Genomic DNA, 25,533 nt, shown 5'->3' on the forward strand with positions numbered 1-25,533 from the left:
GACCCGACCACGACGGACCGGGGCGACGGACCGACGACAGCCCGACGACCGACGACAGAACGACGACGGACGACCGACCGATGAAAGAAGGCGACATGGACGAGAACACCCGCTACCAGGTGCTGCGCAACGACGAGGAGCAGTACTCCCTCTGGCCCGCCGACATCGAGGTGCCCGCCGGCTGGCAGCCCGTCGGCAAGGAGGGCACCGAGGCCGAGTGCTCCGCCTACGTCGACGAGGTCTGGACCGACATGCGGCCCAGGAGCCTGCGCGAGCGCATGGAGAACGCCGGCTCCTGACCGGCACACCCGCACCGGCACGCCGGGCCGGCCGCACCCGCGGCGGCCCGGCCCCCACACGCGTCGCCGTCCCGGCCCCCACACGCGACGCCGTCCCGGCCCCCCACGCGTCGCCGTCCCGGCCCCCACACGTCGCCGTCCCGGCGCCCCACCGCCCTCGGCCCCACCGCACCGCAACTCACCCGAGGAGCCCTCATGACCCCCGTCCTGCGCACCGAACGCCTGGACTTCCTCCCCTACCGACCCGAACACGAGGACCACTTCGTCGCGCTGCTCCGGGACGAGGAGGTGTGCCGCTGGATGGGGCAGGACCTCGTGCCCGAACCGCAGCTCCGCGAGCTGTTCCGCGCCATCCTCACCGATGTGTACCCCCAGCGCCGCTTCGACGTGTGGGGCCTGTGGCTGGAGGGCACCTACGTGGGGCACGCGGAAGTGAAGCCGACCGGCAACGTCGACGGTCACGAACTCGTCACCGCGCTCGTCCCCGGCCACTGGGGGCGTGGTCTGGGCGGCGAGGTGGTGCGCGGCCTGCTCCGGCACGCCGCCGACGACCTGGGCCTGACCGAGGCGTACGGCATGGTCGGCGCGGAGAACACCGCCAGCCTGGCCATGTGCCGCCGCCTGGGCTTCCGGCACCTCCGGGACGTCGTCGGCGACGACGGCTCCGTGACGAGGCTGATGGTCATCTCCACGAAGGATCCCGAAAGGGGGACGGGAGCGGCCGTCGAGAACTCCGCATGAGCCGGTTCCCGCCGGCCGAGAGCGCCGGCGCCGCTGCTGGTGCTCCGGCGGACCGGGTCCCCGGGCCGGGCGGCCTCGTCGGCACCGCCGCCTCCTCGTCGCCCTCGCGGCGGCGCTCCAGCGCGGCTGCGGCTGCCGGGCCTGATCAGGCTGCTGTGCCGGGCGACCGCCGGGTGGTCGGGGGCGTACTGCCCGCCGCCGGGCCGGCGGCCGCGCTCGCCACCGACGGGCCGGAGCCCCGTCGGCCCGCTTCGGCCCGGCTCCGGCCGTGCCGGCCATCCGGGAACTGGTCGTCGCCGCCGCGGTGACGGCCACTTCCGGCAGGGCCCCGCGGAGCCCGTCCGCCCGACCCGTGTCCGCAGGGGCTGCGCGGTCCGCTCATACGCGCTGTAATGGCGAACGTGGCGAGTGAGGGTGCTGCGGTGCGCAGATCGAGGAGCGAGCGTGCCCGACTTGCCCTCGACACACTCGCGGCCGTGCCCGCTTCACCGGACCGGCTGCGGCGTGTCCTGGAACAGGCACTGGTGTTCGCCGGGGCCGCGTTCGCCGGCGTGTACACGCCGGGCAACGACCCCGCCACGCTCTGCCTGGCCGAGTCGGCCGGTCTGCCCCGCACGCTGTACGGACTGCGCGACGGCTATCCGGCCACGGGCGGCTCCCCGATGGCCGAGGCCCACCGCACCCGGCGGCCGGTGTGGCTCGGCCCGGCCGAGCTGGCCGGGTGCGCCGAGGCACGCCGGGCGCCGTCCCCGGACTTCTCGCTGGCCGCCCTGCCGCTCGGCCCGGCCGGCGGCTGCCTGCTCGCCGCCACCGAGCAGCCCGGCGGCTTCGGCACCGACGACCGGGCCTGCCTGGAGCTGATCGCCCGGGCCGTCGCCGTACCCGCGCCGGCGGCGGCCGCCACCGACGCGGGCGAGCTGCCCGCCGACGCGTTCAGCGTGGTCATGGACACCGGCCGCATCGAGGTCGGCGACGGGATCCTCGGACTGTTCGGCATCGGCCGGCCCGACTTCGACGGCAGGGTGGAGACGCTGCTCGGCCTCACCGTCCCCGAGGACCTGCCCTCCCTGATGTCCGTCGTCGAGGCCGACCACATGTCGATCGGCGACCGCGAACTGGAGTTCCGCATCCTGCAGCCCTCCGGCCCGCCCAAGTGGGTCCGGCTGCGGGGCCGGCTGATACCCGGGGGCGAGGGCCGCTCCGCCCGGCTCGCCGGCACCGTCGGGGACGCCTCCACCCTGCGCTCCGACGTCACCGACGTGGCCCGGGTCCAGCGGCTGGCCGCCGCCCTCGCCACCGCCGGCACCGTCAAGGACGTCGGGAAGGCCGTCGTCGCCGCCCTGCGCGCCCCCCTCAACGCCGACCGCATCGCACTGGCCGAACTGGAGAACGACCGCCTCGTCGTCACCGTCCTCGATCCGCCGGAAGCCGAGGCATGGCCCGACCTGTGGCGCACCGAATGGCGCACCGAGTGGCCCGACGCGCCGGTGCAGGCGATGCCCACCCTCGCCTCCGCGCTGCGCGAGGGCCGCGCCCGCATCTGGGCCGCCGGAACCCCGCTGGAGCCCGCCCTCGCCGAGGTCGGCCCCGGCGGCCTCGCCGTGCTGCCGCTGCCGGCCGGCGGCCGGATGGCCGGCGCCTGTCTGGTGGGCTGGGACCAGCCGCACGAGTTCGCCCCCGACGAGCGCGCCCTGCTCACCGCCTGCGCCGGCCTCGCCGGACAGGCCCTGCTGCGCGCCCACGCCTTCGACGCCGAGCACGAACTCGTCGGCATGCTCCAGCGCACCCTGCTGCCCCGCCGGCTGCCCCGGCTGCCCGGCGCGGTCGCCGTCGCCCGCTATCTGCCCACCACCGCCGGTCTGGAGGTCGGCGGCGACTGGTACGACGTGATCCCGCTCGCCGACAACCATGTGGCCCTCGTCATCGGCGACGTCCAGGGCCACAACGCGGGCGCCGCCACCCTGATGGGGCAGATGCGCACCGCGCTGCGCGCCTACGCCGCCGAGGGCCACTCACCGGACGTCGTCGTCGCGCACGCCAACCGGCTGCTGCTGGACATGGAGACCGACCTCTTCGCCACCTGCGCCTACGTCGACGTCGACATGGAGCAGGGCACCGCCCTGTGCGTGCGCGCCGGTCATCTGCAGCCCGTGCTGCGGCACCCGGACGGCAGCACCGAGATCGTGCAGGCCGAGGGCGGCCCGCCGCTCGGCGTGCTCGGCCAGGCCGAGTTCCGCATGACCCCGCTCCGGCTCCAGCCCGGCACGGTGCTCGCGCTCACCACCGACGGGCTGGTGGAGTCCCCGGGTGCCGACATCGACGAGGGCATGGACCGGCTCGCCGCCCAGCTGGCCGCCGCCGACCCCGGCCATCTCGGTCTGGTCGCCGACGCCCTGCTCACCGGCGCCCACCGCGGCGACGACGTCGCCCTGCTGCTGATGCGCTACGACGGCATGGCCGTACGCCCGCTGCGCGAGAGCTGGACCGTGTGGCGGGTCCCCGAGGCCGTCCGGCACGCCCGCCGCTTCACCCGGCGCACGTTGCGCACCTGGGGCGTCTCCCCGGACACCCTGGACGCGGCCCTTCTGGTCGTCTCCGAACTGGTCACCAACGCCCTCGTACACACCGGCGGGCCGGTCCGCCTCGACCTCAGCCTGGTCAACCACCGGCTGCGGCTCGCCGTCGCCGACACCTCGCCGCGCAGCCCCGTCCAGCCGACCAGCATCGGCTGGGAGGCCACCGGCGGCCGCGGCATCCTGCTGGTGGAGGCGGTGTCGGCGGCCTGGGGAACGGTGCCGGTCAGCGGCGGCAAACAGGTGTGGGCGGACCTCGTACCGCAGGACTGACCCGCCACTCGGGTACCGGTGCGGCCCGCGCCCGGCAGGTCAACGGGCGCCGCGCGCCGACCGTGCCTAGGGTCGGTGGGGTGGCACACACCTTCGAGGAACTGGTGGCGAAGCAGCGCGCCGCCGACGCGGCACAGCGCACGGTCGAGGAACTCCGGGACGCCTACGGACCCCCCGCCGGGCAGCAGATGAGCGGCGTCCAGTCCGGCACCTACGAGACGGCCCTGCGCGCCTGGCGGGACCTGGCCCGGGAGGTGCAGACCGCGGTGAGCGAGTACGCGAAGGAGACCGGCAGGCCGCGGGCCGACGTCGAGGCGGAGGTGGCGCGGGCGGTCGCACCGCAGGACTCGTGAGACACGGCCCCCGCGCGGCCGCCCGCCGCGCCGAACGCCTCGCCGACGCAGCCGACGCCCGCCTCCCGGTGCTGGAGGGCGGGTCGCTGCTGCGCAAGGCGTTCCCCGAGCACTGGTCCTTCCTGCTCGGCGAACTCGCCCTCTACAGCCTGCTCGTGCTGATCCTGACCGGGGTGTGGCTGACGTTCTTCTTCCAGCCGGAGATGCGCGAGGTCGTCTACCAGGGCTCCTACGTGCCGCTGCGCGGGGTGCTCATGTCGTCCGCCTTCGACTCCACCCTGCGCATCAGCTTCGACGTCCGCGGCGGACTGCTGATGCGGCAGATGCACCACTGGGCCGCGCTGCTCTTCGTCGCCGCGATCGGCGCGCACATGCTCCGGATCTTCTTCACCGGCGCCTTCCGCCGGCCCCGCGAGCTGAACTGGGTCATCGGGGTCACCCTGTTCGCGCTGGCGCTCGCGGAGGGCTTCGCCGGCTACTCGCTCCCCGACGACCTGCTGTCCGGCACGGGACTGCGGATCGCCCAGGGCATCATGACGTCGATCCCCGTGGTCGGGACGTACCTGGCCTTCTTCGCGTTCGGCGGACAGGTGCCCGGCCACGACATCATCACCCGGCTCTACCCGGTGCACATCCTGCTGATCCCGGGCGCGCTCGTCGCCCTGGTCTCGGTGCACCTGATCCTGGTCTTCCACCTCAAGCACACCCAGTGGCGCGGCCCCGGCCGCACCAACGGCAACGTCCGCGGCAAGCCGCTCGTCCCGCAGTTCAGCGCCTCCTCCATCGGCCTGTCCCTGACGGTCGCCGGCGTGCTGGCGGTGCTGTCGGCCGTCGCCCAGATCAACCCGGTGTGGGTGTACGGCCCGTTCCGCCCCGACCAGGTCTCCACCGGCGCCCAGCCCGACTGGTACGTGGGCTTCCTGGAGGGCGCCCTGCGCCTGATGCCGGCCTGGGAGACCGACCTCGCGGGCCACACGGTCATGTGGAACGTACTGCTGCCGGCCGTGGTCCTGCCCGGGCTGGTGTTCGCCGTGCTCTACGCCTATCCGTTCGCCGAGCAGCGCCTGACGGGGGAGTGGCGCCAGGAGCGGCACCTGTGCGACCGGCCGCGCGAGCGTCCCGTGCGCACCGGACTGGGCGTGGCGGCCACCGTGTTCTACGCCGTGCTGCTGCTGGAGGGCGCCAACGACGTCAGCGCCCAGACGTTCCGCGTCTCCGTCAACGCGCTGACCTGGGTGTACCGGGTCTGCCTGGTGGTGGCGCCCGTTCTGGCGTTCCTGCTGACCCGGTGGCTGTGCCGGGCCCTGACGGCGGCCGAGCGCGAGCGCCTCGCCGAGGGTGAGCCGACCGGCGACATCCGGCAGAACCTCGCCGGCGGCTATGAGACCGGTCACGAACCCGTGGAGTCGTTCCGGCCCGGAGCGCCGCGCGGGGAGCTCACCGACGCGCGTACTGGAACACCATCCCGAAGACCCCGCGGGCCAGGACGCCGCAGCCGATGAGGAACAGCCACAACCCGTAGACGACACCGGTCGCCGTCACCGCGAAGCCCAGCGCGGTGACGACCGGCCACGGGCTCTCCTCCGGGAAGAACGCCACCGGCCCCGCCCCGTCGGCCACTTCGGCGTCCTCGAGGTCCTGCGCCCGCCTTCCCCTGCGCCGGTACTGCACCAGGCAGAAGAACGACACCAGCGCCGCCATGCCGCAGGCGACCACCAGCGCGGCCGTGCCGGCCGGCTCGCCCGACCACACCCCGTACAGGGCCGCGGCCCCGCCGAAGAACACCGCCACGCCGCCGAACAGCGTCGCCTCGGTCCTCATCGCTTCCCTTCCTCCTGGGCCTCGCGCACGACCTCCGGATGGTGCAGGTCGAAGGCGGGCGACTCGGACCGGATCCGGGGCAGCGCCACGAAGTTGTGCCGGGGCGGCGGGCAGGACGTCGCCCACTCCAGGGCCCGGCCCCATCCCCAGGGGTCGTCGATGCCGACGCGCTCGCCCCTGGCCGCGGTGCGCCAGACGTTGTAGAGGAACGGCAGGGTGGAGACGGCGAGCAGGAACGCCCCTGCGGTGGAGAGGCTGTTGAGCAGGGTGAAACCGTCCCCGGGGAGGTAGTCCGCGTAGCGGCGGGGCATGCCCTGCTCGCCGAGCCAGTGCTGGACCAGGAAGGTGAGCTGGAAGCCCGGGAAGAGCAGCCAGAAGTGCACCTTGCCGAGGCGCTCGTCGAGCATCCGGCCGGTGAACTTGGGCCACCAGAAGTAGAAGCCGGCGAACATGGCGAACACGACCGTGCCGAACAGGACGTAGTGCAGGTGGGCCACGATGAAGTAGGAGTCGGTGAGGTGGAAGTCCAGCGGGGGTGAGGCGATCAGCACCCCGCTGAGCCCGCCGAGGAGGAAGGTCACCAGGAACCCGCAGGACCACAGCATCGGGGTCTCGAACGACAGCGAGCCGTACCGCATGGTGCCGATCCAGGCGAAGAACTTGATGCCCGTGGGGACGGCGATCAGGAACGACATGATGGAGAAGAAGGGCAGCAGCACGGCGCCGGTGGCGAACATGTGGTGGGCCCAGACGACCGCCGACAGCATGGTGATGGCGATGGTGGCGCCGATCAGCGGGAGATAGCCGAACAGGGGCTTGCGGGAGAAGACCGGCAGGATCTCGGAGACGATGCCGAAGAACGGCAGCGCGACGATGTAGACCTCGGGGTGCCCGAAGAACCAGAACAGATGCTGCCACAGCAGCGCCCCTCCGTCGGCCGCGTCGAAGACGTGTGCGCCGAACTTGCGGTCGGCCTCGAGGACGAGGAGGGCGGCGGTCAGCACGGGGAACGCGGGCAGCACCAGGATCGAGGTGAACAGCACGTTCCAGGTGAAGATCGGCATCCGGAACATGGTCATGCCGGGCGCGCGCAGGCACATGACGGTGGCGATGAAGTTGACCGCGCCGAGCGTGGTGGAGACACCGGTGACGACCAGTCCCATCACCCACAGGTCGCCGCCCGCGCCGGGGGAGTGGTAGGCGCTGTTGAGCGGCGCGTAGGCGAACCAGCCGAAGGCGGCGGCTCCGCCCGGGACGAGGAAGCCGGAGACCACCATCAGGCCGCCGAAGAGGTACATCCAGTACGACAGCGCGTTCAGCCGGGGGAAGGCCACGTCGGGCGCGCCGATCTGCAGCGGCATGACCGCGTTGGTGAACCCGGCGAACATGGGGGTGGCGAACAGCAGCATCATGATCGTGCCGTGGATCGTCACGAACTGGTTGTAGCCCTGCTCGCTGAGCACCTGCAGCCCCGGCCGGGCCAGCTCCGTGCGCATGCCCAGCGCGAGGAGTCCGGCGAGCAGGAAGAAGCAGAACGCCGTGACCATGTAGAGCCGCCCGATCACCTTGTGATCGGTCGTCGAGAGCCAGCGCAGCAGCGTCCGGCCGGGACGGGGAGCGGTGGCCGAGTACCGTGCGGTGACCTCCGCGATATCTGACATCTCCGGTGTTTCGGTCATCGCGGGCGACGCTACTCCCGGGGCGGGTGGGGCCGCCCGCGCCACGCCCCGCACGCCCACGGTCGGGTCCGCCGAGCGTTGCGCCGATCGGCTGAAGCGTCCCCGGCCAGGCATCCGGCGCGCACTCCCGGGTACCCGCAGGCCATGAACACTGCCACGTACGAAGCAGCCACAGGCACTCAGGTGTTCGGGTACGTCCTCGTCCTCGTGGTCGGCGTCGCCCTCGTCGCCGGGTTGCTGTGGGCGTTCCGGCTGGGCGTCGCGGTGCGCCGGCGCGAGCCGGCTCCGCCCCTCCCCGAGGAGCAGCCCAAGCTGCCGCCGTCCGGTCCGGTCCGCGAGACGAGCGAGATGCGCGAGCCGCACGAGGTGCCCCGGACCGAGGACGGGAGCGAGCGGCTCACCCCCCACCAGCTCGGCAACGTCGGTTCCAGGCGCGCCGAGGACCAGCGGCGTCCGCGCTGGTCGCCCGGTTCCAGCGGCTCCTTCGGCGGCGGTGGCGGCGGCCGGACCTGAGCCGCGCCGCCCGCGGGTCCGCGCGTCGCGGGGGCGGGGACCCGGGCGGACACACCGCGGACACCGGGCCGGCCCACCGGCCGGCCCGGCGGCAGGGCGGAACCGGGAAGACCGAGGAACGGCACCGGGCGCGGGGAGCGCCTAAGCGGCGGGAGTCCGAGGGCCGGCCCAATAAGGCGAACAAGGGTCCGGACCGGGCACTCCGCCGTTAGGGTATGGCCAATATGAACCTCCTCGTCACCGGCGCCGCCGGGTTCATCGGCTCCCATTACGTCCGCGGTCTCCTCGCCGACGACTCGCCCGGCGCGCCGAGCGTCACCGTGCTGGACAAGCTGACCTACGCCGGCACCCGCACCAACCTCCCGAGCGGCCATCCCCGCCTCGACTTCGTGCACGGCGACATATGCGACGCCGCCCTCGTCGACAAGCTCATGGCCGGTGCCGACCAGGTGGTGCACTTCGCCGCCGAGTCGCACGTCGACCGTTCGATCGACGGGGCCGGCGAGTTCGTCCGCACCAACGTGGTGGGCACCCAGACCCTGCTGGACGCGGCGCTGCGGCACGGCGTCGGCACCTTCGTGCACGTCTCCACCGACGAGGTCTACGGTTCGATCGAGTCCGGCTCCTGGCCCGAGGAGCACCCCCTCGCGCCCAACTCCCCGTACTCCGCCTCCAAGGCCTCCTCCGACCTGCTGGCCCTCGCCCAGCACCGCACCCACGGCCTCGACGTCCGGGTCACCCGCTGCTCCAACAACTACGGCCCGCGCCAGTTCCCGGAGAAGGTGATCCCGCTCTTCGTCACCAACCTCCTCGACGGCCTGACCGTCCCGCTCTACGGCGACGGGCGCAACGTCCGCGACTGGCTGCACGTCGAGGACCACTGCCACGGCATCGAGCTCGTCCGCACCAAGGGCCGGCCCGGCGAGGTCTACAACATCGGCGGCGGCACGGAGCTGAGCAACAGGGAACTGACCGGACTGCTCCTCGAGGCCTGCGGCGCGGACTGGGACCGGGTGGAGCAGGTCCCCGACCGCAAGGGCCACGACCTGCGCTACTCGGTCGACTGGAGCAAGGCCCGCGACGAACTCGGCTACCGCCCGCGCCACGACTTCACCACCGGTGTCGCCGGCACCGTCGCCTGGTACCGGGACAACCGCTCCTGGTGGGAGCCGCTCAAGCTGCGGAGCGGCCGATGAGGTGGCTGGTCACCGGCGCGGCCGGCATGCTCGGCCAGGACACCGTCCGGGAACTGCGCGAACGCGGCGAGGACGTCACCGGACTCGGCCGCACGGCGCTCGACATCAGCGAACCCGGCTCCGTGCAGCGGGCGTTGGACACCCACAGCCCGGACGTCGTCGTCAACTGCGCCGCCTACACGGCCGTCGACGACGCCGAGACCGACGAGGCACGCGCGCTGCGCGTCAACGGCGACGGCCCGCGGCTGCTCGCCCGCGCCTGCGCCGCCCACGGCGCCCGGCTGGTCCACGTCTCCACCGACTACGTCTTCTCCGGCGAGGCCCGCGACACCCCCTACCCCGAGGACCACCCCCCGGCGCCGCGCACCGCCTACGGCCGCACCAAACTGGCCGGGGAACGCGCGGTGCTCGCCGAACACCCGGACGGCGCCGTCGTGTTGCGCACCGCCTGGCTGTACGGCGCCCACGGCCGCAACTTCGTGCGCACCATGCTCGACCTCGAGGCCCGCCGCGACACCCTCGACGTCGTGGACGACCAGCGCGGGCAGCCGACCTGGAGCGCCGACGTGGCCGCCCGCGTCGCGGACCTCGGTGCCACGGACACCCGCGGCGTCCTGCACGCCACCAACTCCGGCGAGGCCACCTGGTTCGAGCTGGCCCGCGAGGTGTTCCGGCTGGCCGGCGCCGACCCGGACCGGGTACGCCCCACCGACAGCCGGTCCTTCACCCGGCCCGCGCCCCGGCCCGCGTACAGCGTCCTCGGGCACGCGCGGTGGCGGGAGACCGGCCTGGAGCCGCCGAGGGACTGGCGGTCCGCCCTGTACGAAGCCCTGCCTCACATCCGCAAGGAGATGTCCCAGTGAAACGGCACGAGTTCCTGCGGGAGCTCCACAAGGTCACCGCGAACCGCAACTACCTGGAGATCGGCGTCAACGACGGCCGCAGCCTGACGCTGTCCCGGGTACCCAGCGTCGCTGTCGACCCCGCCTTCAAGGTGGTCACGGAGATCCGCTGCGACGTGCACCTCGCCAAGGCGACGAGCGACGACTTCTTCGCCCGCGACAACCCCCTCGCGCACCTCAGGGGCGGCCGCCACCCCCTGCGCAACCTGGCCCGCAACCGCAGCCCGCTCGGCTACTGGCGGCGCACCACGCTGGACCTGTCGTTCATCGACGGCATGCACCTGTTCGAGTACGCGCTGCGCGACTTCATCAACATCGAGAAGCACTCGGACTGGGCGAGCGTCATCGTCTTCGACGACATGCTGCCGCGCAACGTCGACGAGGCGGCCCGCGACCGGCACACCGACGCCTGGACCGGTGACGTCTACAAGCTCGTCGAGATCCTGAACCGCCACCGCCCCGACCTGGTCACGGTGCTGGTCGACACCGCGCCCACCGGCCAGCTGGTGGTCTTCGGCGCCGACTCGTCGAACACCGTGCTCAAGGACAGGTACGACGAGATCGTCGCGGAGTTCGAGGTCCCCGACCCGCAGAAGGTCCCCGAGTCGGTCCTGGAGCGCACCACGGCCGTCAAGCCCGAGGACTTCCTCGGCGCCGGCTTCTGGAAGCCGCTGGCCGCGGCGCGCAACCGGGGCACCAAGCGGGCCCGCGGCTGGGAACCGCTGCGGCGCGCACTGGAGCCCTACTCCGTCACCCGCTGAACCGGCCGCGCAGTCGCGCGTAGTGGGCGGAGCAGTCCGCGTGGGAGGGCAGCAGCCCGGACCGCTCCGCCTCGGCCAGGGTCGGTGCCTCGGCGTCCTTGGGCGACAGCACCGGCTCGATGCCCTCGGGCCAGGCGATGCCCAGGGCGGGATCGAGCGGGTGCACGCCGTGCTCCCGGCCCGGCGCGTACCCGGCCGAGCAGAGGTACACCACGGTGGCGTCGTCGGTCAGCGCCATGAAGGCGTGCCCGAGGCCCTCGGCGAGGAACACCGCGTGCCGGGTGTCGTCGTCCAGCCGTACCGCCTCCCACCGCCCGAAGGTGGGGGACCCGACCCGGATGTCCACCACCACGTCCAGCACGGCACCGCGCACACAGGTGACGTACTTGGCCTGCCCGGGCGGTACGTCCGCGAAGTGGACGCCGCGCAGCACACCCCGCCGCGACACCGAGCAGTTGGCCTGGGCCAGGTCCAGGTCGTAGCCGGTGGCCTCGCGGAACTCCGCGCCCCGGTACCACTCGTGGAAGCTGCCCCGGTCGTCAGGGAACACCTTCGGCTCCAGCACCCACGCGTCCGCTATCTCCAACTGCCGCACCGGATCAGGCCTTTCGTGTAGTCGTCGGTTCCAGCACTGCGCCCAGCACGCGCCGGGCCCTCCCGAGCAGCCGCCGCAGCAGCCCGCGCGGCGCCACCCGGACCACCCGCACGTCGTCGCGGCCGGCCCGCAGCAGCAGCGGCAGCGACAGCACGCGGCCGTTCGGCAGGCTGAGCGCCGTGCGCCAGGCGGCGTTGCGCAGCTCGCGCACCGGCACCGGGGCCGCCAGCAGGCCGTGGGCGCCGTCGGCGGGGGTCAGCACGGCCTCCGCGTCGAGCGTGCGGCCGGAGGCGGTGCTGGTCAGCCGGAGGGTGATCGCGGTGCTGTCGGGGACGTGCAGCGGAAGCGCGAGGGAGAGCACCTCGCTGTCGGAGAGCGCGGCGTCGGCCGGGGTTAGCCGGTGCAGGCCGAGGGACTTCACCGCCCGGTCGACGTCCAGGGAGAGGTTGGCGAACCCCTTCGTCCAGTACGGCAGCACCACCCGGCCGCCGACGAGCCCGGCGGGCGGCAGCGCGCCGCCCTGCGCGGGCACGGGCCCCAGCCGGCACTCCTTGGTCCAGCCGCCCAGCGTGAGGCGGACATGGGCGTCCCACAGCCCGTCGGTGAGCGGGCCGCCGCCGGCCGCCGTGGCGGGGTCCACGGTGGCCGTGCCGCGCAGCACCAGCCGGGTCCGGCCGTCGGCGGCGGGGACGCGTTCCCGGTCGGTCTCCACCGGCTGGAAGTAGGAGGCGCCGGTCTGCCGGTCGCGCAGGATCAGGTCGGCGGTGGCCTTGCCGAAGCCGTCGGCGGCGGCCGTCGTCAGCCGGGACACGGCCTCGGCGAGGTCCGCCGGCGCGTCGTCCGCCGGGGGCCGGGGCCCGTCGGAGCGGAAGGTCAGCGGGCCGTCGGCGTCCGTGTACTCGGCGGTGAAGCGCACGCGCAGACTTCCGTCGTGCCACTCGACGCCGGCCGGGGTGGCCATGGGCCGGACGCCGGCCTCCCACTCGGCGTAGGCGACCAGGTCGTCGTAGCGGTCGTCCCGGATCAGCGCGGCGACGATCCGCTGGGCCGGCCGCATGCCGGGGGCGACACCGGGGCCGAAGCGCTCCTTGACCACCGCGTGCGTCTCCCGGAACACCTCACGCCGGTAGTCGTCCGGCATGGCCAGCAGCCGGAGCCCGCTCATCCGGTCGACGATCTCCACCCGCAGCCAGCGGCGCAGCAGCCGGTCGCGCAGCGCGCCGGGCTCGGTGTACCGCTCGACGACGTCCAGGGCCTCGCGGAGGTTCTGGAAGTAGCCGACCGGGTCGAAGCTCTGGAAGCCGGCGTTGGCGGCGTCGTCGCGCTTGACGTGGTAGTAGCAGACGTAGTCGCTGAGCACGGAGACGTTGTCCGCGCGCAGGTACGCCTCGGTGACGAAGACGTGGTCCTCCAGGCGCCGCCGGCCCTCGGGGAAGCGCAGCCCGGTGCGGTCCAGGAAGGAGCGCCGGAGCATCTTGTGCGGGGTGAGGCTGTCGATCAGCGGGGCGCTGGCGACCGTGGCGTGCGGGTGGTTGCGGCGGAACAGCTCCACCGGCACCGGGCGGCCCTTGCCGGCCATCTTGCCGACGACCACGTCGGCCTTGTTGGCCACGCCGTACTCGTACATCCGCTCCAGCGCCTCGTCGCCGAGGTGGTCGTCGTCGTCGACGAACATCACGAACTCGCCCCGGGCGGCGTCGATCCCGACGTTGCGGGGCTTGCCGGACCAGCCGGAGTTCTCCTGGTGGACGACGTGGAAGTGCGGATGCTCGGCGGCGAGCGCGTCCAGTCTGGCCGGGGTGGCGTCGGTGGAGCCGTCGTCGACGAAGACGACCTCGAACTCGTCGGGGGGCAGCGACTGGCGCAGCAGCGAGGCCACGCAGTCCTCGATGTACGGCCCGGGGTTGTAGACGGGTACGACGACGCTGACCTTGACCGGCATCCGGTTTCCAAGCCCCCTTGGTTCGCTTTCCGTTGCCTGAATGGCACGGCGCGTGGCCGAATGTTAACCCGCTGCCTTGTACGGGCGAAGTCAAGCCCGCACAAGGCACCGTGTCGGGTGATCAGGCGTGGATCTTGGCCAGCAGCTCCAGGATCTCGGCCGTCGTGCCGCTCTCGCCGAGCCGCGGGAAGATCCGCTCGACGCTGCCCGCGTGCGCCGTGGGGTCGCTGTCCGTCATGGCGTCCGTGGCGAGGGTGACGTGGTAGCCGTGGGCGTAGGCGTCGCGCGCGGTGGACTCGACGCCGATGCTGGTGGCGATGCCGGCCAGCACGATCTGCGTGATGCCGCGGCGGCGGAGCTGCGTGTCGAGGTCGGTGCCGTGGAAGGCGCTCCAGTTGTGCTTGGTGACGCGGATGTCGCCGGGGTGGCCGGTCAGTTCGTCGACGACGACGTCCCAGCCCTCCGGGAAGGCGAGGCCGCGCGCCTGCCGCTCGGTCCGGCCGGGGACGGCGTCCGCCCAGTCGGGTGCGAAGGACACCCGGACCAGGACCACGGGAAGGCCACGGTCACGGAAGGCGCCGGCGAGTCCGGCGGCGCGGGAGACGACGTCGGCGGCGGCGTGCGGCTGGGCGGGCATGCCCACGATGCCGTTCTGCAGGTCGATCGCGACGAAGGCGGTGCGGGGGTCGAGCGTGGTGACGGACATGGGTGGATCAGGCCTTTCGAGGGGTGAGCCGGCAGAGGGAGCGGTCGGGGAGGGTCGTCGCCAGCAGCAGGGCCGAGCCGGCGAGCATGAACAGGGCCAGGCCGTGCAGCCCGGCGGTGTCGGCGCGGTGCGGGTAGAACGCCGCGGTGGCGGCGGACGCGCCCAGCGCCCCGAGGTACATGAAGGTCCGCAGCAGTCCGGCGGCCGACGCGATCCGTTCGGGATCGGCCTGCCGGTACAGGGCGTTCTGCGCGGCGAGGCCGACGAGGCCCTGCGGGACGCCGAGGAGGGCGCCGACGCCGAGCAGCAGCCATGCCGGGCTGCCCGCGCCGACCAGCAGCAGGGCGGCGGAGCCCGCGATCTGCAGCGCGGAGCCGGTGAGCAGCTTGGCGCGCACCGCCTCGCGCCGTCCGGTGAGGGCGGAGACGGCGAGCGCCGTGGCCGACAGCGGCAGCAGCGCCAGACCGGCCGTGGCGGCGCTCAGCCCGCGGCCCTGCTCCAGCCACTGCGTGTAGCCGTACATGAAGGCGTAGGAGGTGGTGTAGGCGAGGAGCTGGCGCAGATACGTGGCGAGCAGCGGCCCGTTGCCGCCGAGGACCCGGAGATCGATGAACGGGTCCGGGGTGCGCAGCTCGCGCAGCGCGAACGCGGCGGCAGCGGCGGCGGCCGACAGCGGTAGGTACCAGCGGTCGGGGCGCGGGCCCGTCAGGAACAGCATCAGCGCGACCAGCATGGCCGCGAACAGCGCCATGCCGGGCAGGTCGACGCTCCGGCGCCCGCCGGGTGCCGGTGGGGTGCGCGGCAGCCGCAACGCGCCGAGGACCAGGCAGGCCGCGGACAGCGGCACGTTGACGGTGAACACGGCACGCCAGCCGCCCAGCCCGATCAGCAGCCCGCCGAGCGCGGGCCCCACCACGGCCACCGTCTGGGCGGCGACGGCCAGTGCGGCCAGCACACCCGCCGGGCTGTCCCGCCCGGTGCGCTCGGCCTCGGCGCGGGTCAGCCGCATGGCGGCCGGATACGCGGCCGATGTACCGAATCCCAGCAGCACACGGGCCGCGATCAGCGCGCCGAGCGAGGGCGCGAGCGCGCCCAGCAGACCGGCGACGCCGACCAGGGCGGTGCCCGTCAGATAGAGCCGGCGCGGCCCGTAGGTGTCCACCAGCCGTCCGATCACGGGCTGGCCGACGGTGGTGGCCAGATAGAGCGCCGAGACCAGCCACACCGTCTCGGCGGGCGGTGCCCCGAACGCGACTCCGATCGCACCAGGGCCACGGCGATCATCGAGGAGTTCACCGGGTTGAGCACCGAGCCGAGGACCATCGGCGCGATCAGCCGGCGGTCGAACCCGGCGGGGGAGGGGCGGGCGGTCCGGCCGGTGCGCGGGGTGAGCCTCGGTATCACGGCCGCGAGAGCCGTTCCAGCAGCCCCAACGCCGTCAGGACCGTCTGCCGCTCCTCCTCGGTGTAGCGGTCCTCGAAGGCCCGGGCCAGCCACTCCTCGCGGAGCTGCTTGTTGCCCTCGACGCGGGCCCGGCCGGCCTCGGTGAGAGTGACCAGCTGGCGGCGGCCGTCGTCCGGATCGGGGGCGCGCCGGATCAGGCCGTGCTGCTCCAGGGCGGCCAGTGTGGTCGCCATCGACTGCGGCCGTACGCCCTCGGCGCCGGCCAGCGCGCTGGCCGTGGCCGCGCCGTGCTTGCCGACCAGGGAGAGCGCCGACTCCTGCGACGGGGTGAGGTCGGCGTCCTGCGCGACCTCACGGATCCGGCGCCGCAGCCGGCTGAAGACCACCCGCAGGTCACGCGCGGTGCGGACAGCGGATTCGGAGATGACGGCCATGCCGTCACCCTAGGACCGGCAGGAAAAACTGTCCAGTCGAGACTGTTCAGTCTTGCCTGTCGAACAGTCGGGTGCCCGGACACTGCTGCGCGCGGCATCCGCCACCTCACCTCCCCGGCTCCCTACTCTGGCCGGGTGCGACTGCTCCTCATGTCAGACACCCACCTCCCCAGGCGCGCCAAACGGCTCCCGGACCGGCTGCTCGCCGAACTCCCGCGCGCGGACGTGGTGTTCCACGCCGGGGACTGGGTCGACACCGCCACCCTCGACCTGCTGGAGGACCGCAGCCGCCGGCTGGTCGCGGTGTACGGCAACAACGACGGCCCCGAGCTGCGGGCCCGGCTCCCCGAGGTGGCGTACGCCGAACTGGGCGGCCTGCGCTTCGGCGTGATCCACGAGACGGGGCCCGCGCGGGGCCGTGAGGCCCGGTGCGCCGCCCGCTTCCCGGACCTGGACGTGCTGGTCTTCGGCCACAGCCACATCCCCTGGGACACCGTCGCCCCCGGCGGGCTGCGGCTGCTCAACCCCGGCTCCCCGACCGACCGCCGCCGCCAGCCGCACCACACCTACCTCACCGCGACCGTCGCCGACGGCGCCCTCACCGACGTGACCCTGCACCGCCTCACCTAGGGCTTCGTGTTCCGAGCCCCTGTGGCAGGATGCGGCGATGACCTCCCGCCCCGCGGCACCCGCCACCGCACCCGCCGCCGTACCCGCGGGCCGGCTCGCGGCCGGCGAGCAGCCCGTACTGCCGCTGAGCGGCGAACTGGAGCTGCGGCCCTGGCGGCTCGACGACGCCGACGCCGGCGCCCTGCTCGCGGCCGGCCAGGACCCGGACATCAGCCACTGGAACCTCTTCACCGTCGGCAGCCGTGCGGAGGCCCGCGACCGGATCGCACACATGCACCGGCGTCGAACCGCCGGGACGGGCGCCGTCTGGGCCGTCGCGCCCCTCGGCGGTGCGGCGATCGGGCTCGCCGGACTCAACGACGTCGACCTCGCGGACGGCTCCGCCGAGGTCGCCTACTGGGTGCTGCCCGAGGCACGCGGCGGCGGCATCGCCGTCCTGGCCGCCCGGCGCCTCGGCCGGTGGGCCCTGGACGAGCTGGGACTGCGCCGGCTGACCCTGCGGCACTCGACCGCCAACCCGGCGTCCTGCCGGGTGGCCGAGAAGGCCGGCTACACCCTCGAAGGCACCCTGCGCGACGCCCTGGCGCACGCGGACGGCCGGCACGACGTCCATCTGCACGCGCTGGTGGCGGGCTGACCCGGGCCCCGGCCGGGGGGGGATCACCCTCAGCGCCTCCCGCGTGACCGCTTGGCCCTGCGGCCGTGGCGGGAGCGGCCGCGTCGGAGCCGGGCGGCGGCCAGCACCAGCAGGGCCACCGCCGCGGCGGCCGCGAGCCCCCGCTTGGCCACCGGGAGGCCCGCGGTGCGCAGCAGGTCCAGCGGCTCCTGCTCCTCCCGTCCGGCGGCCGGCGCGGCCTCCCGCGCGGCGGGCCCGGGCTCCGGGCCGCTCAGCCGGTCCGCCAGGCACGCCGCGAACTGCCCCACCAGGCGGTCGCCCACCTCCCCCAGCACCCCGCGCCCGAACTGCGCCGGACGCCCGGTCACCTTCAGATCGGTGTCCACGGCCACCGCCGTGCCGCCGTCGCGCTCGTTCAGCACCGCGGTGACCGTCGCTCTGGCCGTGCCCTGTCCCCGGGTCTCCCGGCCGCTCGCCGCGAGCACCATCCGGTGGGCCGCCGCGTCCTGCTCCTCGAAGACCGCGGTGCCCCGGTAGGTCACGGTGACCGGGCCGACCTTGACCTTCACCGAGCCGGTCACGGTCTTGCCGTCGTACTCCTCCACCACCGCGCCCGGCAGGCACGGCGCGACGCGTTCGATGTCCAGGAGTGCCCGCCAGGCCTCGTCGACGGGGACGGGGACGGCGAACTCGTGGTGCAGTTCCATGGGTTGCTCCTCGCACTCAGGGGGCGGCGGCCGGATGGATGGCCCCGGCGGTCGTGGTCAGCGGCGCGCAGCTGCCGCCCCAGCGCAGGGCGACGATCTCGGCGGCTACGGACACCGCCACCTCCTCCGGCGTCCGGGCCCCGAGATCGAGCCCGAGCGGCGAGCGCAGCCGGGCCAGTTCGGCCTCGGTGACACCGGCCTCGGCGAGCCGTTCGCGCCGCTCGTCGTGGGTACGGCGGCTGCCCATCGCCCCGATGTACGCGGCCGGCCGGCGCAGCGCCTCCTCCAGCAGCGGCACATCGAACTTCGGGTCGTGGGTGAGGACGCAGATCACCGTGCGCCCGTCGGTGCCGGTGGCGGCGAGATAGCGGTGCGGCCAGTCGACGACGACCTCCACGCCCTCCGGGAAGCGCTTCGGCGTGGCGAAGACCGGGCGGGCGTCGCAGACGGTGACCCGGTAGCCGAGGAAGGCGCCGATGCGGGCCACGGCGGCCGCGTAGTCGATCGCCCCGAAGACCAGCATCCGCGGCGGCGGCGCGAACGACTGCAGGAACACCGTGACCGAGTCCTCGCGGCGTTCTCCGTGCGGCCCGTAGTGCCTCAGCCCCGAGGCGCCCAGGGCGAGTTCACCGCGGGCGTCGGCGGTGACCGCCACGTCGAGCCCGGCCGCGCCCAGGGTGCCCTCGACGTCGTCCGGCCAGACCGCGCGGGCGGCCCCGCGCGGGGCGGGCCCGTCGACCACCGTGGCCACGGTCACCGGCTCGCCCGCGGCCACGGACGCCGCGACCCGGCCGAACGCCGGGTCCGAGCCGGGCGTCACGGGCCGCACCAGCAGCGTGATCTCGCCGCCGCAGGTGAGCCCGACGGCGAACGCGTCCTCGTCGCTGTACCCGAAGGTCACGAGCCGCGACTCCCCGTTCGCCACGACTTCCTGGGCGAGTTCGAACACCGCCCCTTCCACACAGCCCCCGGAAACGCTGCCCACGACCTCGTCGTCCGGCCCCACGGCCATCGCGGCACCGGGGCCGCGCGGCGCGCTGCGGCTGACCGCGACGACCGTGGCGAGCCCGAACGGCACCCCCGTCCGGTACCAGCGATCCAGCGCCGGGAGGATCTCACGCACCTTCCGCTCCCTTCACCGGGACCCGGCCGTCGGTGGCCCCGCGCACCACCGCTGCCAGCCGTTCCAGCGCCGCGAGGCTGTGCCCCTCGACGAAGGCGTCCACGCTCGGCAGGGCGGCCGCCATCCCGGCGGCCAGCGGCGAGTAACCGGGCCGGGCCTTGCGCGGGTTGGCCCAGATCACCTGGTGGGCCAGGGCGTGCAGCCGGCGCATCTGCGCACCGAGCAGCTCAGGATCACCCCGCTCCCACCCGTCCGAGAGCAGCACCACCACCGCGCCGCGCGCCATGCCCCGCTGCCCCCAGCGGTTCAGGAACTCGCGCAGCAGCTCGCCCAGCCGGGTGCCGCCGCGCCAGTCCGGCACCGCCGCCGCGAGGGCCGCCATCGCGAGGTCCGGGTCGCGGTGCGAGAGCTCCCGGGTCGCCCGGGTCAGCCGGGTGCCGATGGTGAAGACCTCGGTGCGGCCCCCGCGCACCGCGGCGTGCGCGAACCGCAGCAGCGCGTCGGCGTACGGCGCCATCGAGCCGCTCACGTCGACGAGCAGCACGACCCGGCGGGGCTGCTCCACGCGCGCGTGACGCCGCAGGCGGGCCGGTTCCCCACCGCGCCGCAGCAGTTCCCGCACGGTGCGGCGCGGATCGACCTGCCCGCGCCGGGCGGGCCGCCGCCGGGCCGAGCGCCTGCTCTGTCCGTGCAGCGCGAACGCGGCCAGCAGGCGGCGCAGTTGAGCCCGCTCGGCGCAGTCCAGGTCCGCCACGTCACGGTGCCGCAGCACCTCGGCGGAGCTGGCGAGCGTGGCCGCCGGCGGTCCGGACGGCTCGTCCTCGCCGGGTGCGCCGGGCACGGCGGACGCCTGACGGGCGACCAGGCGCAGCCGGGGCGGGGGAGCGGACCGCACGGTGCGCGGTGCGGGCTCGCCGGGCGAGTCGAAGTACGCCGCGAACACCCGCTCGTAACGCCCCAGATCGTCGTGCCCCCCGCACAGTGTCGCCCGTCCCGCCCAGTAGACGTCCGCCCGCGCTCCCGGCCGCAGCACGGCCACGGCACGCAGAAACGCGTGCACCCGCTCGCTGCCGGCCTCGAGCCCCGCGGCACGCAACGCCCGCACGAACCCGAGCAGCACGGCATCGGCTCCGAGCGGTCCGGTGCCCGGCCCGGGCGGTCCGGTGCCTGGCCCGGGCGGTCCGGCGCCTGCTCCGAGCGGCCCGGCGGCCGCCCCGGGCGATGCGGCGTCCGCCCCGGACACCCGGACCGCCCCGCCCCCGAGGCGTGACCCCGGTGGGCGGTCCGGCCATCTGTCCGCCGTGTGCATTCCGTTCACGTCCCTCGTGCCGCCAGGACCGCGGTCAGGTCGAGGCCCCGGGCGCGGTCCGCGTCCTCGCGGTACTTCAGCGCCGAGCCCAGCGTCGCCACGGCCAGCTCCGCGTCCACCTCCGTCGCCCCGAGCGCGTCCAGCGCCTCGGCCCAGTCGATCGTCTCCGCCACTCCCGGCGGCTTGAGCAGGTCCGCGCCGCGCAGGGTCTGGACGAGCGTGGTGACCTGCTCGGCCAGCCGGGCCGAGACCCCCGGCAGCCGGCGCCGCACGATGGCCAGTTCTCGGGCGAAGGACGGGTGGTCGAACCAGTGGTACAGGCACCGCCGCTTGAGCGCGTCGTGCACCTCCCGGGTCCGGTTGGAGGTCAGCACCACCACCGGCGGCTGCTCGGCCCGCAGCGTGCCCAGTTCGGGGATGGTCACGGAGTACTCCGACAGCAGCTCCAGCAGGAACGCCTCGAACTCGTCGTCGGCCCGGTCGATCTCGTCGACGAGCAGCACCGACGGCTGGGTCTGCAGCGCCCGCAGCAGGGGCCGGGCGATCAGGAACCGCCGGTCGTACAGCTCGCTCTCCAGCCTCTCCGCGTCCTGGACCCCGGCCGCCTCGGCGGCCCGCAGGTGCAGCAGCTGGCGCGGGAAGTCCCAGTCGTACAGGGCCTGGGAGGCGTCGATGCCCTCGTGGCACTGCAGCCGGATCAGCGGCGCGCCGAGCGCCTCGGCCAGGGCGGAGGCGAGCGCGGTCTTGCCCACGCCCGCGTCGCCCTCGCAGAACAGCGGCCGGTTCAGTCGCAACGCCAGGAAGCAGGTGACGGCCAGCCCTTCGTCGATGAGGTACCCCGTCTCCTCCAGGCGGGCCCGCACCTGCTCCGGGTCGTCCATCCGGGTGATCGGCGCTCACCCCGTTCCGGTGGCGGTCAGCACCGCCCGCCTGGTCAGCACCCGTGCCAGGTGCTGCCGGTACTCGGGCGTGGCGGCCAGGTCCTGCGACGGCTCGGTGCCCTCGGCCGCCGCCTCGGCGGCCCGGGCCACGGCCTCGGGTCCGTCGGCGCCGGACAGCGCCTCCTCGGCCGCCGTGGCCCGCAGCGGGGTGGCGCCCATGTTGGTCAGCCCGACGCGCGCCTCGGCGATGCGCTCGCCGTCGCGGCGTACGAGCGCCGCGACCCCGACGATGGCCCAGGACTGGGCGACCGGGTGGAACTTCTCGTAGTGGAAGCTCCAGCCGTCCGTCTTCGGGATCCGCACCTCCACGAGGAGTTCGTCCGGTGCCAGCGCCGACTGGAGGTAGTCGACGAAGAACTCCCGGGCCGGGATGGTGCGCCACCCGCCCGGGCCCACGACGACCAGCTCGGCGTCCAGGGCGAGGGCCACGGCGGGCAGGTCACCGGCCGGGTCGGCGTGCGCGAGCGAGCCGCCGAGGGTGCCCCGGTGCCGTACCGCGGGGTCGGCGACGGTGGCCGTGGCCTGCGCGAGCAGACCAGCGTGCCGGCGCACCAGCGGATCGTGGACCACCTCGTGGTGCGTGGTCATCGCCCCGATGGCCAGCGTCCCGCCGTCCTCGCGGACGCCGCGCAGCTCCGGGATCCGGCCGACGTCCACGACGAGCTCCGGGAAGGCCAGCCGCAGCCGCAGCAGCGGCAGCAGGCTCTGCCCGCCGGCCAGCACCTTCGCGTCCTCGCCGGCGTCGGCGAGCACGCGCACCGCCTCGTCGACGCTCGTCGGACGGGTGTACTCGAACGCGGGGGGAATCATGCCGAGCCCTCCTCTCCGGACGGGCCGTACTGCCCGACGTCGCCCGCCTGGGCCGCCTGCCCGGACTGGCCGGACTGCGCGGGCCCCGTGCCGCCGGCCTCCTCGGCCACGTTCGCGGCACCGGACCGGGCGGCCTGGATCGCCTGCCACACCCGGTGCGGGGAACACGGCATCCGCACCTCCCGAACGCCCAGCGGCCGCAGCGCGTCGACCACCGCGTTCACCACGGCCGGTGTCGAGGCGATCGTGCCCGCCTCGCCGACTCCCTTGACCCCCATGGAGTTGGAGGCCGCCGGCGTCTCCGTCCGGTCGGTCACGAAGTCCGGCAGGTCCGCCGCCGACGGCACGAGGTAGTCGGCCATGGTGCCGGACACCAGGTTGCCGTCGTCGTCGTAGACGGCCTCCTCGAACAGCGCCTGGGCGATGCCCTGGGCGAGCCCGCCGTGCACCTGGCCCTCCACGATCATCGGGTTGACCACGCGGCCGACGTCGTCGACGCAGACGTAGGAGCGGATCCGGGTCTTGCCGGTCTCGGTGTCCACCTCGACCGCGCACAGGTGGGTGCCGTGCGGGTAGGAGAAGTTCTCCGGGTCGACCAGGGTCTCGGCGTTGATGGACGGCTCCACGCCGTCGGGCAGGTCGTGCGAGGTGAACGCCTCGAAGGCGATCTCCTGGATGGTCTTCCGGGCCTCCGGCGACCCCTTGACGGAGAACGCGCCGTCCTTGAAGTCGAGGTCCTGCTCGCTCGCCTCCAGCAGGTGCGCGGCGACCTTGCGGGCCTTCTCCACCACCTTCACCGCGGCCCGGTGCACGGCCTCGCCGCCGACCGACAGCGAGCGCGAGCCGTAGGTGTCCATGCCCTGCGGGGCCGCCCTGGTGTCGCCGTGCACCACCTCGACGTCCTCGAAGGGCACGCCCAGGACGTCCGCCGCGATCTGGCTCCAGCAGGTCACGTGCCCCTGGCCGTGCGGGCTGGTGCCGGTGACGACCTCGACCTTGCCGGTGGGCAGCATGCGGATGCTCGCCGCCTCCCAGCCGCCGGCCGAGTACCTGAGGTCGCCCAGCACCCGGCTCGGCGCGAGCCCGCACATCTCCGTGAAGGTGGACACGCCGATGCCGAGGCGTACGGTGTCCCCGCGCTCGTTGCGCTTGCGCTGCTCGGCGCGCAGGTCGTCGTAGCCGAACAGGGCGAGGGCCTTGTCGGTGGCCGCCTCGTAGTCGCCGCTGTCGTAGGTCAGACCGGCGATGGTGGTGTACGGGAACTCCTCGTGCCGGATCCAGTTGCGGCGCCGGACCTCCACCGGGTCGAGACCGAGTTCGTGGGCGAGTTCGTCCATGGTCCGCTCGATGGCGAACGTGGCCTCGGGGCGGCCGGCGCCGCGGTAGGCGTCGGTCGGGGTGCGCGTGGTGAACACGCCGGTGCAGTTGAACTCGTAGGAGTCCATCTTGTAGATCGCCGGGTACATGAACGCGCCGAGGATCGGGATGCCCGGGGTGACGAGCATCAGATAGGCGCCCATGTCGGCGAGCAGGTCGACCTTCAGGCCCAGCAGCCTGCCCTCGGCGGTGGCCGCGATCTCGACGTCCTGGATCATGCCGCGGCCGTGGTGGGTGGCGAGGTAGCCCTCCGAGCGGGACTCGGTCCACTTGACCGGGCGGCCGAGCCGGCGCGCGACGGTGAGCGCGAGCGCCTCCTCGCCGTAGACCTGGAGCTTGGAGCCGAAGCCGCCGCCCACGTCCGGGGCGATCACCCGCAGCTTGTGCTCGGGGATCCCGGTGACGACGGCCAGCATGATGCGCAGGATGTGCGGAATCTGCGTCGCGGAGTACACCGTGTACTCGCCGGAGGCGGCCAGCGGTGTGACGACGACGGCGCGCGGCTCCATGGCGTTGGGGATCAGCCGCTGCTGGTGGTAGCGGCGTTTCAGGGTCACCTCGGCGCGTTCCCGCACCGCGTCGAAGCTCTCGCCGGTGGCGAGCGGCCAGGTGTAGCAGCGGTTGGTGCCCTTGTCGGTGTGGACCAGCGGGGAGCCCTCGGCGAGCGCGGCCTCCAGGTCGAGCACCGGGGGCAGCGGCTCGTACTCGACCTCGATCGCCTCCAGCGCGTCGGCCGCGGCGTACCGGTCGCGGGCCACCACGACCGCCACCGGGTCACCGGCGTAGCGGACCTCGTCCACGGCGATCGGCGGGTGGTCGGGCAGCACGATGTCCTCTGTCACCGGCCAGGCGCAGGGCAGTGAGCCGAGCCCCTCGGCGAGGTCGGCGCCGCTGAACGCCGCCACGACACCGGGGCGTTCCAGGGCGGGCGACACGTCGACCGAGGTGATCCGGGCGTGGGCCATCGGGCTGCGCAGGACGGCCAGGTGCAGCAGCCCGGCGACCTGGATGTTGTCGGTCCAGTTGGTCTGGCCCGTGATCAGCCGGGCGTCCTCCTTGCGCAGCCGGGAGCGGCCGATCTCGTGTTCGACGGCCTGGTCGGTCATGCCGTGGCCTCCTCGGTGACCTCTTGCCCGGAGGCGGCCAGGACCGCGCGGACGATGTTCTGGTAACCGGTGCACCGGCAGAGGTTGCCCTCCAGGGCCTGCCGGACCTCGCCGGCCGTGGGCCGCGGGTTCTCGCGCAGCAGATCGCGCGACGCCATGATCATGCCGGGGGTGCAGTAGCCGCACTGCAGGCCGTGCCGCTCATGGAAGGCGCGCTGCAACGGGGTCCACTCGCCGTCCCGCGCCAGTCCCTGGACGGTGGTCACCGTGCCGCCGTCCGCCTGCACGGCCAGCACCGAGCAGCTCTTGACGGTGGCGCCGTCCAGGTCGACCGTGCACGCCCCGCAGTTGGAGGTGTCGCAGCCGATCGTGGTGCCGGTCAGACCGAGGCGGTCACGCAGATAGTGGGCCAGGAGCAGACGGGGTTCCACGTCGTCCTCGTAGGCCGTGCCGTCCACGTTCACCGAGATGTGGGTCATGCGCCCTCCAGACCGTGCGGGCAGGAGCGAAAGCTGGATGAATCCGTCAGGCTGGCGTGATGTAGGTCACTCTAAGGCGGCGCACCTGACCCGGCGAGTGCTGCGGCGGGTGATTGTTGAGGATTAATCCATTGCCCTGGTGACCCCGGCCCTGGTGCACTGCACCGGTCGAGTCCCCGACCGGAACCAGGAGCGATCATGCGCGCGACGTCCATGTCCACCCAGGAAGGAACGCCACCCTCA

At 73.9% G+C, this 25,533-nt stretch carries 24 protein-coding genes and 1 pseudogene; 11 read left to right on the top strand and 14 right to left on the bottom strand.

Annotated elements, in window-relative coordinates; all coding sequences use genetic code 11:
* Positions 1–95 precede the first annotated feature (95 nt).
* The 5 genes from ACZ6B1_RS03810 (at position 96) to qcrB (ending at position 5,741) form a co-directional block, all read left to right on the top strand.
* Entirely contained in the window at positions 96–299 is a 204-nt protein-coding gene (locus ACZ6B1_RS03810) for an MbtH family protein (RefSeq protein ID WP_468774661.1), read from the top strand.
* Between the two features lie 195 nt (positions 300–494).
* Positions 495–1,040: a GNAT family N-acetyltransferase gene (locus tag ACZ6B1_RS03815; protein ID WP_468774663.1), complete on the top strand. Its 546-nt coding sequence runs from the start codon at positions 495–497 to the stop codon at positions 1,038–1,040.
* A 392-nt stretch (positions 1,041–1,432) separates the two neighbouring features.
* Positions 1,433–3,886, top strand: coding sequence for a SpoIIE family protein phosphatase (locus ACZ6B1_RS03820; RefSeq protein ID WP_468774665.1), 2,454 nt, complete (start codon positions 1,433–1,435; stop codon positions 3,884–3,886).
* Positions 3,887–3,966: 80 nt separating this feature from the next.
* Complete coding sequence (locus ACZ6B1_RS03825) at positions 3,967–4,239, top strand: hypothetical protein (RefSeq protein ID WP_468774667.1); 273 nt, start codon at positions 3,967–3,969, stop codon at positions 4,237–4,239.
* Positions 4,236–5,741 (top strand): cytochrome bc1 complex cytochrome b subunit, encoded by a 1,506-nt coding sequence (gene qcrB, locus ACZ6B1_RS03830; RefSeq protein WP_468774668.1) that lies wholly within the window; start codon positions 4,236–4,238, stop codon positions 5,739–5,741. Before ACZ6B1_RS03825 ends, qcrB begins: the two co-directional genes overlap by 4 nt.
* On the opposite strand, the gene ctaF is transcribed toward qcrB, so the two are convergent.
* Both ctaF and ctaD read right to left on the bottom strand, forming a co-directional pair.
* Positions 5,677–6,060: an aa3-type cytochrome oxidase subunit IV gene (ctaF, locus tag ACZ6B1_RS03835; RefSeq protein ID WP_468774670.1), complete on the bottom strand. Its 384-nt coding sequence runs from the start codon at positions 6,058–6,060 to the stop codon at positions 5,677–5,679. The two genes, qcrB and ctaF, sit on opposite strands and share 65 nt — an antisense overlap.
* Positions 6,057–7,721, bottom strand: coding sequence for an aa3-type cytochrome oxidase subunit I (ctaD, locus tag ACZ6B1_RS03840; protein WP_468776014.1), 1,665 nt, complete (start codon positions 7,719–7,721; stop codon positions 6,057–6,059). Before ctaD ends, ctaF begins: the two co-directional genes overlap by 4 nt.
* Positions 7,722–7,883: 162 nt before the next feature.
* Here ctaD and ACZ6B1_RS03845 point away from each other — a divergent pair, with 162 nt between their 5' ends.
* From ACZ6B1_RS03845 to ACZ6B1_RS03860, 4 genes are all read left to right on the top strand, one after another.
* Positions 7,884–8,252, top strand: a complete 369-nt coding sequence (locus ACZ6B1_RS03845) for a DUF6479 family protein (protein WP_468774672.1) — start codon at positions 7,884–7,886, stop codon at positions 8,250–8,252.
* A gap of 224 nt (positions 8,253–8,476) precedes the next feature.
* The gene (gene rfbB, locus ACZ6B1_RS03850) at positions 8,477–9,448 is read left to right on the top strand and encodes a dTDP-glucose 4,6-dehydratase (protein ID WP_468776016.1); all 972 of its coding nucleotides are present in this window, start codon (positions 8,477–8,479) and stop codon (positions 9,446–9,448) included.
* The gene (rfbD, locus tag ACZ6B1_RS03855; protein ID WP_468774674.1) at positions 9,445–10,311 is read left to right on the top strand and encodes a dTDP-4-dehydrorhamnose reductase; all 867 of its coding nucleotides are present in this window, start codon (positions 9,445–9,447) and stop codon (positions 10,309–10,311) included. The genes rfbB and rfbD overlap by 4 nt, the downstream gene beginning before the upstream one ends.
* Positions 10,308–11,111, top strand: a complete 804-nt coding sequence (locus ACZ6B1_RS03860; protein ID WP_468774676.1) for a class I SAM-dependent methyltransferase — start codon at positions 10,308–10,310, stop codon at positions 11,109–11,111. The genes rfbD and ACZ6B1_RS03860 overlap by 4 nt, the downstream gene beginning before the upstream one ends.
* Here the strand turns inward: ACZ6B1_RS03860 and rfbC are convergent.
* The 5 genes and pseudogenes from rfbC to ACZ6B1_RS03885 form a co-directional block, all read right to left on the bottom strand.
* Positions 11,101–11,706 carry a dTDP-4-dehydrorhamnose 3,5-epimerase gene (gene rfbC / locus ACZ6B1_RS03865; RefSeq protein ID WP_468774678.1) on the bottom strand — a complete coding sequence of 202 codons (606 nt, stop codon included), beginning with the start codon at positions 11,704–11,706 and terminating at the stop codon, positions 11,101–11,103. The two genes, ACZ6B1_RS03860 and rfbC, sit on opposite strands and share 11 nt — an antisense overlap.
* A 4-nt stretch (positions 11,707–11,710) precedes the next feature.
* Complete coding sequence (locus ACZ6B1_RS03870) at positions 11,711–13,648, bottom strand: glycosyltransferase family 2 protein (protein ID WP_468774680.1); 1,938 nt, start codon at positions 13,646–13,648, stop codon at positions 11,711–11,713.
* A 121-nt stretch (positions 13,649–13,769) separates the two neighbouring features.
* Positions 13,770–14,354: an isochorismatase family protein gene (locus ACZ6B1_RS03875; RefSeq protein WP_468774682.1), complete on the bottom strand. Its 585-nt coding sequence runs from the start codon at positions 14,352–14,354 to the stop codon at positions 13,770–13,772.
* Between the two features lie 7 nt (positions 14,355–14,361).
* Positions 14,362–15,758, bottom strand: a pseudogene (locus ACZ6B1_RS03880) (MFS transporter).
* Entirely contained in the window at positions 15,755–16,192 is a 438-nt protein-coding gene (locus ACZ6B1_RS03885; protein ID WP_468774684.1) for a MarR family winged helix-turn-helix transcriptional regulator, read from the bottom strand. The pseudogene ACZ6B1_RS03880 and the gene ACZ6B1_RS03885 overlap by 4 nt, the downstream one beginning before the upstream one ends.
* A gap of 135 nt (positions 16,193–16,327) precedes the next feature.
* Here ACZ6B1_RS03885 and ACZ6B1_RS03890 point away from each other — a divergent pair, with 135 nt between their 5' ends.
* Positions 16,328–16,822, top strand: a complete 495-nt coding sequence (locus ACZ6B1_RS03890; protein ID WP_468774686.1) for a metallophosphoesterase family protein — start codon at positions 16,328–16,330, stop codon at positions 16,820–16,822.
* Positions 16,823–16,859: 37 nt separating this feature from the next.
* Positions 16,860–17,459 carry a GNAT family N-acetyltransferase gene (locus tag ACZ6B1_RS03895; RefSeq protein WP_468774688.1) on the top strand — a complete coding sequence of 200 codons (600 nt, stop codon included), beginning with the start codon at positions 16,860–16,862 and terminating at the stop codon, positions 17,457–17,459.
* Between the two features lie 29 nt (positions 17,460–17,488).
* Here the strand turns inward: ACZ6B1_RS03895 and ACZ6B1_RS03900 are convergent, their stop codons facing one another.
* From ACZ6B1_RS03900 to ACZ6B1_RS03930, 7 genes are all read right to left on the bottom strand, one after another.
* Positions 17,489–18,145 (bottom strand): SRPBCC family protein, encoded by a 657-nt coding sequence (locus ACZ6B1_RS03900; protein ID WP_468774690.1) that lies wholly within the window; start codon positions 18,143–18,145, stop codon positions 17,489–17,491.
* 16 nt (positions 18,146–18,161) lie between these two features.
* Complete coding sequence (locus ACZ6B1_RS03905; protein ID WP_468774691.1) at positions 18,162–19,268, bottom strand: XdhC family protein; 1,107 nt, start codon at positions 19,266–19,268, stop codon at positions 18,162–18,164.
* On the bottom strand, positions 19,261–20,388 hold the full coding sequence (locus tag ACZ6B1_RS03910; protein WP_468774693.1) for a vWA domain-containing protein: 1,128 nt from the start codon (positions 20,386–20,388) through the stop codon (positions 19,261–19,263). Before ACZ6B1_RS03910 ends, ACZ6B1_RS03905 begins: the two co-directional genes overlap by 8 nt.
* A 194-nt stretch (positions 20,389–20,582) precedes the next feature.
* Positions 20,583–21,458: an AAA family ATPase gene (locus tag ACZ6B1_RS03915; protein ID WP_468774694.1), complete on the bottom strand. Its 876-nt coding sequence runs from the start codon at positions 21,456–21,458 to the stop codon at positions 20,583–20,585.
* Between the two features lie 15 nt (positions 21,459–21,473).
* The gene (locus tag ACZ6B1_RS03920) at positions 21,474–22,328 is read right to left on the bottom strand and encodes an FAD binding domain-containing protein (RefSeq protein ID WP_468774696.1); all 855 of its coding nucleotides are present in this window, start codon (positions 22,326–22,328) and stop codon (positions 21,474–21,476) included.
* Positions 22,325–24,811 (bottom strand): xanthine dehydrogenase family protein molybdopterin-binding subunit, encoded by a 2,487-nt coding sequence (locus ACZ6B1_RS03925; RefSeq protein ID WP_468774697.1) that lies wholly within the window; start codon positions 24,809–24,811, stop codon positions 22,325–22,327. Before ACZ6B1_RS03925 ends, ACZ6B1_RS03920 begins: the two co-directional genes overlap by 4 nt.
* Positions 24,808–25,290 (bottom strand): (2Fe-2S)-binding protein, encoded by a 483-nt coding sequence (locus ACZ6B1_RS03930; RefSeq protein ID WP_468774699.1) that lies wholly within the window; start codon positions 25,288–25,290, stop codon positions 24,808–24,810. Before ACZ6B1_RS03930 ends, ACZ6B1_RS03925 begins: the two co-directional genes overlap by 4 nt.
* Positions 25,291–25,533: the final 243 nt, after the last annotated feature.

The sequence above is a fragment of the Streptomyces sp. NPDC041129 genome, from assembly GCF_055592265.1.